The sequence below is a fragment of the Sphaerobacter sp. genome, from assembly GCF_019683595.1.
Classification (GTDB): domain Bacteria; phylum Chloroflexota; class Chloroflexia; order Thermomicrobiales; family Thermomicrobiaceae; genus Sphaerobacter.
Genome location: NZ_JADGHZ010000192.1, coordinates 1 through 6,322 on the forward strand (window position 1 = coordinate 1; position 6,322 = coordinate 6,322).

The following is a 6,322-nucleotide window of genomic DNA, read 5'->3' on the forward strand; positions in this document are numbered from 1 at the left end:
CTGGGCCCGGCCGCGCAGGGATGGACTGGCCGGTGCGAAAGGAGTGCTCGGCAGATGGAGCCTGTGAGCCGAACCGTGGACGCGCTCATCGAGATTCCGGCGGGCAGCCGAAACAAGTATGAGTTCGACGAGAAGGCCGGGCGAATCCGCCTGGACCGGGTGCTCTACACCTCGGTCCATTACCCGACCGACTACGGGTTCATCCCGGACACGCTGGCGCCCGACGGCGACCACCTGGACATCCTGGTCGTGACGTACGAGCCGACGTTCCCGGGTTGCCTGGTCGAGGCGCGTCCGATCGGCGGCCTTGACATGGAGGACGAAAAGGGGAGCGACTTTAAGGTGCTCGCCGTGCCGGCGGTTGACCCGCGCTTCGCCAACACGCGCACGCTGGAGGATCTGGATCCTCACTGGCTGCGCGAGATTGAGACCTTCTTCGCAACGTACAAGCTGCTGGAGCCGAAGCACACCGAGGTGCTGGGCTGGCACCCGGTGAAGGAGGCGTGGGGCGTGATCGAAGCGGCCCAGCGCGCTTACCGGTCCAGTACCCGGAGCTAGGCGCTCAGCACTACCTTGATGCAGCCGTCTTCCTTCTGCTGGAAGGTATGGTAGGCGCCGGGCGCCTCCTCCAGCGGCAGGCGATGCGTGACGATGAAGCTCGGGTCGATGTCGCCGTTCGCGATGCGCTCGAGCAGAGGGCGGAGGTAAGCCTGGACGTGGGTCTGGCCGGTGCGCAGGGTCAGGCCCTTGCTGAAGATCGCCCCGATGGGGAACTTGTCGATGAACCCGCCGTAGACGCCGGGCACCGAGATGACCCCGCCCTTGCGGCACGCCTGGATCACCTGACGCAGTGCGGTCGGCCGGTCCGTCTCCAACCGGACCGCCTGCTCGGCTCGGTCGAACCAGGCAGCCGGGCCGACGCCGTGCGCCTCCATGCCGACCGCGTCGATGCAGGCGTCGGGGCCGCGGCCGCCGGTCAACTCCTTCAGCGCCTCGACGACGTCGGTGTCTTGGTAGTTGAGCGTCCGCGCTCCTCCGGCTTCGGCCATGCGCAGGCGCTCCGGGATGCGGTCGATGGCGATGACCTCGTCGGCGCCGAGCAAGTAGGCGCTGCGGATGGCGAACTGCCCGACCGGCCCACATCCCCAGATCGCGACCACGTCGCCCGGCTTGATCTCCGCCTGTTCGGCGGCCATGTACCCGGTGGGGAAGACGTCGGACAGGAAGAGGACCTGCTCGTCGCTCAGGCCGTCCGGCACCGCGATCGGGCCGGAGTCGGCGAAGGGGACGCGGGCGTACTCCGCTTGCCCGCCCGCGTAGCCGCCGAAGAGGTGCGAGTAGCCGTAGTACCCGCCGCCGGAAAAGCCGTAGAGCGCCTCGGCCATCCAGGCGTTGGGGTTCGAGTTGTCGCACAGTGACCAGAGGCCGCGCCGGCAGTAGTCGCACCGGCCGCAGGAGATGGTGAAGGGAACGACCACGCGGTCGCCGGGCTTGAGGGTCTTGACCTCACGCCCGACCTCTACCACCTCGCCCATGAACTCGTGGCCGAGGATGTCGCCGGCCTCCATGCCAGGAATGTAGCCGTCGAACAGGTGCAGGTCGGAGCCGCAGATCGCGGTGGACGACACGCGGACGATGGCATCCTGCGGGTTGAGGATCGCCGGGTCGGGCACCGTCTCCACGCGCACGTCGTGTGTGCCGTACCAGCAGACTGCTTTCATGGGCCGGTCCTTTCCGGAGCGCCGGCGCCGTGCCGGCTACTGGCGCGTGTTGCGAGCGCGACGGCGGCCGGGGTGCTGCCGGTGCTCCCGGGCGCACACTCAGGGTGACGCCGTCGTCGTCTCGCCGGGTGAGCGGCGGTCGCGTGCGCGTTCGACGGCTGCGGCGATGCGGCGGAGGATGCCGGCAATGCGCTCCACCTGATGCGTGCCGCCACCGGGGCCGCTCGGCTGGCCCTCGGTGGTGGTGATATTGCCTGTCTCGATGAGTTGCTTGGCACGGCGCAGGTCTTCCTGCACCTGCTGGGCAGGTGGAGGGCCGCTGAGGAGCCCGAGCGTGCCGGGTGACAGCCGTGCCAGGGTGAGGTGGACTTCCGTGCCGTTTCCGCCTGGCGCGTCGTGGAAGCGCACGGTGCCGCGGAACCAGACCGGCGACCCTGCGACGGACTGCCAGGCGATGACCTCTCCCAGGCGGTTCTCAGTCATCTCCATGTCCCAGGCGCGCCGGCTCCCGCGCGGGCCGCGTGCGACCCAGCGGCTCGTCCGCTCCCCGGTGACCTCCACCGACTCGAGATCGTGCATGAAACGGGGGAAATTGGTGACGTCGCGCCAGAAGGCGTAGACCTCCTGCCGCGGGCGCGCGATGGTAACCGCACGCGTGACGGTGAGCGGGGTCGGGCCGCGCCCGAAGCGGAGTCGGGTCACGAGCCCGCTCTGGTCGGCGACCCGATAGGCGACGGCCGCGGCTGCGCCGGCCGCCAGGAGGCGCCGCAACGTGCGCCATCGCAGCAGACTGAGCGCGACCACTCCGGCGACGACCGGTGGCAGCCACGATGGGCCGCGCGTCCCGGTGACGGATGGCTGGGTTCCATTGTCTGACGGCTGTGGCTGCTCGGTCATCCTTTGCACTCCCTCCCGCGGCGCTGCGCGTGCCCTGCCCGGTCGGATTCGTCGGCGGGGTGTGGGATGGGCATCAGCAGGTGACGTGCCGGGAGCGGAACGGGGCTGCTCTTCCCTTTTTCCGCAAGAGGTGGTAGGATGTCACCCGCTGACGTCTGTTCGTGGGAGTCAGGCACGGTGGAGAGCGTTTGGGGCCGACAGGAGAAAGCGATCACGGCGGACTGCGTGGCAGTGCGCCGGTTCGGCGCTTCCGTCGTGTTTGGCCCTGCCGGCATCCCCGCCCCTAGGTGCTGCCATGCTCCCGCGTGTCTCGGCGTCGGCGGAGGGTGCCATTAGATCAGGCACGTCATCCGGTGAAGCGCCAGCGGCGGTGAGCGGCAACGGTCACCGCCGTTTTTGTTGTTCCGCGCAGGCTGATCCGGATCGGAAGGGTTGGGTGCGCTGGTGTCCCCGGGCGGCGCGCCCCGCAGAGCGGACCGGGGAGAACGCGATTGAGGGAGGATCGTCCAATGGGTGAGTGCCCGGAGTGTGGTGCCGCACTGGGGCTGGAGAACGTGGAGCAGGGCGAGATCGTGCAGTGCCCTGACTGTGGCGTCGAGCTGGAGGTGCTGGAGACCTCGCCGCTGACGCTGGGCCTGGCTCCGGCCGAAGAAGAAGACTGGGGAGAGTAGCCGGTCGTGGCGCGGGTTGCCCTGCTTGCCGACCGGCTACGTGTTGAAGAGCGCCTGCTGATCGAGGCGTTCGCGGCCCGGGGCCACGAGGCGGTGCTGGTGCAGCCCGCCAAGCTGGCGCTCTCTCCCGCGGCGCCGAGTGCGGGGGACTTTGCGGTGGCGCTCGACCGCGGCGAGGCCACGGCCGAGCGGGCGGTGCTGGCGGCGCTGCTGGCGTCCGGCGGCACCCCGGTGGTGAACCGGGCTGCCACCGCCCGGCTCCTGGCCGACCGCATGGCGTTGCTCCGCCACCTGATTCTGGCGGGTATCCCGGTGCCGGAGACCCGCGTCTGCTTCGGTGAGGAGGCGATCTTCGCCGCCATCGCGGAGCTCGGCTACCCGGTGGTGCTCAAGTCGCTGACGGTGGATCCCGGCTTCCCGGTGGCGCTGGTCGAGGATCAGGATGCGGCCGAGGCGATCGTGGAGCACCGGATCATGCTCGGCGGCGAGCGCGCGGTGCTGGTGCAGCAGTTCATCCCGTCCATGGCCGGGCAGTCGGTCCGGCTGGTCGTCGCCGGCGGAGCGCTCGCGGGGATCGAGCGGCGGATCCACGGCGGCTGGCGGCCCGGCCGTGACGCGGCGTACGAGGCGTACTCCGGTGATCCGGCCCCGCTGACGGCTCTGGCCGAGCGGGTCATGTCGCGGCTCGGCACTGGCACGTACGCGGTGGAGGTCGTTGAGACCGGCGACGGGCCGGTGGTCGTCGGCGTGGCCAACCTGGTCGACTTCCGCTCGCTCAGCGGGCGGGGCGTCGACGTTGCAGGGATGATTGCTGAATTCGTGGTGGGATAGACCATCACCCCATGCTCCTCTCCGGACGTTGAGCGAGGAGGCGAGATGGGGCGGGCGAGGGAGGAAAGGGAGTTCCGGTGCTGGAGTCGATCAGCCCGACGAGTATGACAACCGCCGACCTGCTGCGCGGGCTGGTGAGTATCCCTAGTCCCTCCGGCGCCGAGGCTCCCGCGGTCGAGTGGCTGTGCCGGCAGATGGCAGCGCTCGGCTACCAGGCCGAACCGGACGACGCCGGCAACGCCGTCGGCACCCGCGGGGAAGGGCCACGGGAGATCATGCTCCTGGGTCACATCGACACGGTGCCCGGCGAGGTGCCGGTGGAGGTCGTCGACGGTGCGCTCTACGGCCGGGGGACGGTCGATGCCAAGGGGCCGCTGGCGACCTTCGTCGTCGCCGGGGCGCGGGCGGCGCTGCCGCCGGGGGTGCGGCTCACCGTCGTCGGGGCGGTCGAGGAGGAGGTCATGTCCTCCCGTGGGGCGCGCCACCTGATCGCGACCCGCCCGGCGCCGGACGCGGTCGTCATCGGCGAGCCGAGTGGCTGGGACGGCGTCGTGCTGGGCTACCGAGGCTCGGTCGCGCTCGAGTACCGGGTCAACGTGCCGATGTCGCACTCGGCCGGGCCGGAGGCCACCGCAGCCGAACTGGCGGCGGATTTCTGGTTCCGGCTGCGGACCTGGTGCGCCGAGTGGAGCGTCGGGATCGACCACGCCTTTCACCGGGTCGAACCCAAGCTCAAGGCGCTGAACTCGTCCTCCGACGGGCTCTATGGGGAGGCTGTGGCGCGGATCGGCCTGCGGCTGCCCCCCGCGCTCGCGCCCGAGGAGGCGATTGCGGTGGCGACCTCGCTGGCCAACGAGGGGGAGGTGACGGCCACGGTCAACGCGCCGGCTTTTCAGACCGACAAGCGCCAGCCGATCGTCGCGGCCTTCCTCGCCGCGGTGCGGGCGCACGGCGGCACACCACGCCTCAAGTTGAAGACAGGGACGTCCGACATGAACTTGGTCGGCCCGGCCTGGGGCTGCCCGATCGTGGCGTACGGCCCGGGCGATTCGCGGCTCGACCACACGCCGGAGGAGCATGTGCCGCTGGCGGATCTTGAGCGCGCGACGGCGATTCTGACGACGGCGATCGAGCGAGTGGCGGCGCAGATACACGCCGGCCGCTGGGGAGGTGAGCGGTGAACCGGCCGCGGATTGGAATGCTGTTCTCCCACGTGCGGGAGGAAGAGAAACTGCTGCTGGCGGCGTTCGCCAAACGTGGCATCGAGCCGGTCCGGCTGCACGACCGGAAACTGGTGCTCGATCTGACCTCTCCCGGTAGCCCCTGCGGGGTGGAGCTCGACATCGTGCTCGACCGCGGCATGGCCCACGGCCGGGCGGCGGTCGCGATGCAGATTTTCGACGCCCTCGGCATCCCGACGGTCAACTCCAGCCGGGCCTCGAACCTGGCGGACGACAAAGTCGCGACGACGCTGGCGCTGGCGGCGGCCGGCGTGCCGACGCTGCGCACCGTCGTCGCCTTCGATATCGACTCGGCGCTGGCCGGGTTGGAGCAGATCGGCTATCCGGCCGTGATCAAGCCGGTGATCGGCTCCTGGGGTCGGCTGTTGGCGAAGGTGAACTCGCCACAGGCCGCGCGGACGTTGCTGGAGCACAAGCGGGTGCTCGGTCACTACCAGCACGGCGTCTTCTACATCCAGGAGTACGTCGAGAAGCCGGGGCGGGACCTGCGCATCTTTGTCGTCGGCGATGAGATCGTGGCGGCGTCCTACCGCGCGGCCGAGCACTGGGTGACCAACGTGGCGCGCGGCGCCGTCTCGCTGCCCTGCCCGATCACGCCGGAGATCGCCGACATCTCCTTCCGCGCCGCGCGGGCGATCGGCACTGAGATCGCCGGGATCGATCTGGTGGAGACCTCCACCGGGCTGCAGGTGATCGAAGTCAACACCGGTGCCGAATTCAAGGGGTTGATGCGGACGACGGAGAAGGACATCGCCGGAGCGATCGTCGACTACGTCATCGCCCGCGCCGAGCGCGCCGTCTACGAGGCGGCGTACGTGATGCCGGGGGCGTGATGCGTCATGCGTCATGCGTCATGCGTCAGCCGTAGGGCATACTGCGTATCGCATATCGCGTATTCAGTACTCCTCCTCTCTCCCCTGGTGGGCTCCGTCCGAGAGGGGCCGGGGGTGAGGGGGACGCA

The 6,322-nt window shown here is 69.9% G+C and carries 7 protein-coding genes; 5 read left to right on the forward strand and 2 right to left on the reverse strand.

What is annotated here, in order from left to right; all coding sequences use genetic code 11:
* Nucleotides 1-54 precede the first annotated feature (54 nt).
* Nucleotides 55-558 (forward strand): inorganic diphosphatase, encoded by a 504-nt coding sequence (locus tag IRZ30_RS14765; RefSeq protein ID WP_294086236.1) that lies wholly within the window; start codon nt 55-57, stop codon nt 556-558.
* On the opposite strand, the gene IRZ30_RS14770 is transcribed toward IRZ30_RS14765, so the two are convergent.
* Together IRZ30_RS14770 and IRZ30_RS14775 are read right to left on the reverse strand one after the other, a co-directional pair.
* Nucleotides 555-1,721: a zinc-dependent alcohol dehydrogenase gene (locus tag IRZ30_RS14770; protein WP_294086237.1), complete on the reverse strand. Its 1,167-nt coding sequence runs from the start codon at nt 1,719-1,721 to the stop codon at nt 555-557. The genes IRZ30_RS14765 and IRZ30_RS14770 overlap by 4 nt on opposite strands.
* Before the next feature lie 99 nt (nt 1,722-1,820).
* On the reverse strand, nt 1,821-2,618 hold the full coding sequence (locus IRZ30_RS14775; protein ID WP_294086238.1) for an SRPBCC family protein: 798 nt from the start codon (nt 2,616-2,618) through the stop codon (nt 1,821-1,823).
* 509 nt (nt 2,619-3,127) lie between these two features.
* Between IRZ30_RS14775 and lysW the strand changes: the two genes are divergently transcribed.
* The 4 genes from lysW (at nt 3,128) to lysX (ending at nt 6,194) form a co-directional block, all read left to right on the forward strand.
* Nucleotides 3,128-3,289, forward strand: coding sequence for a lysine biosynthesis protein LysW (lysW, locus tag IRZ30_RS14780; RefSeq protein ID WP_294086239.1), 162 nt, complete (start codon nt 3,128-3,130; stop codon nt 3,287-3,289).
* A 6-nt stretch (nt 3,290-3,295) separates the two neighbouring features.
* The gene (locus IRZ30_RS14785) at nt 3,296-4,120 is read left to right on the forward strand and encodes a hypothetical protein (protein WP_294086240.1); all 825 of its coding nucleotides are present in this window, start codon (nt 3,296-3,298) and stop codon (nt 4,118-4,120) included.
* Between the two features lie 77 nt (nt 4,121-4,197).
* Nucleotides 4,198-5,301, forward strand: coding sequence for a [LysW]-lysine hydrolase (locus tag IRZ30_RS14790; protein WP_294086241.1), 1,104 nt, complete (start codon nt 4,198-4,200; stop codon nt 5,299-5,301).
* On the forward strand, nt 5,298-6,194 hold the full coding sequence (gene lysX, locus IRZ30_RS14795; RefSeq protein ID WP_294086242.1) for a lysine biosynthesis protein LysX: 897 nt from the start codon (nt 5,298-5,300) through the stop codon (nt 6,192-6,194). The genes IRZ30_RS14790 and lysX overlap by 4 nt, the downstream gene beginning before the upstream one ends.
* The last annotated feature ends 128 nt before the right edge of the window (nt 6,195-6,322 follow it).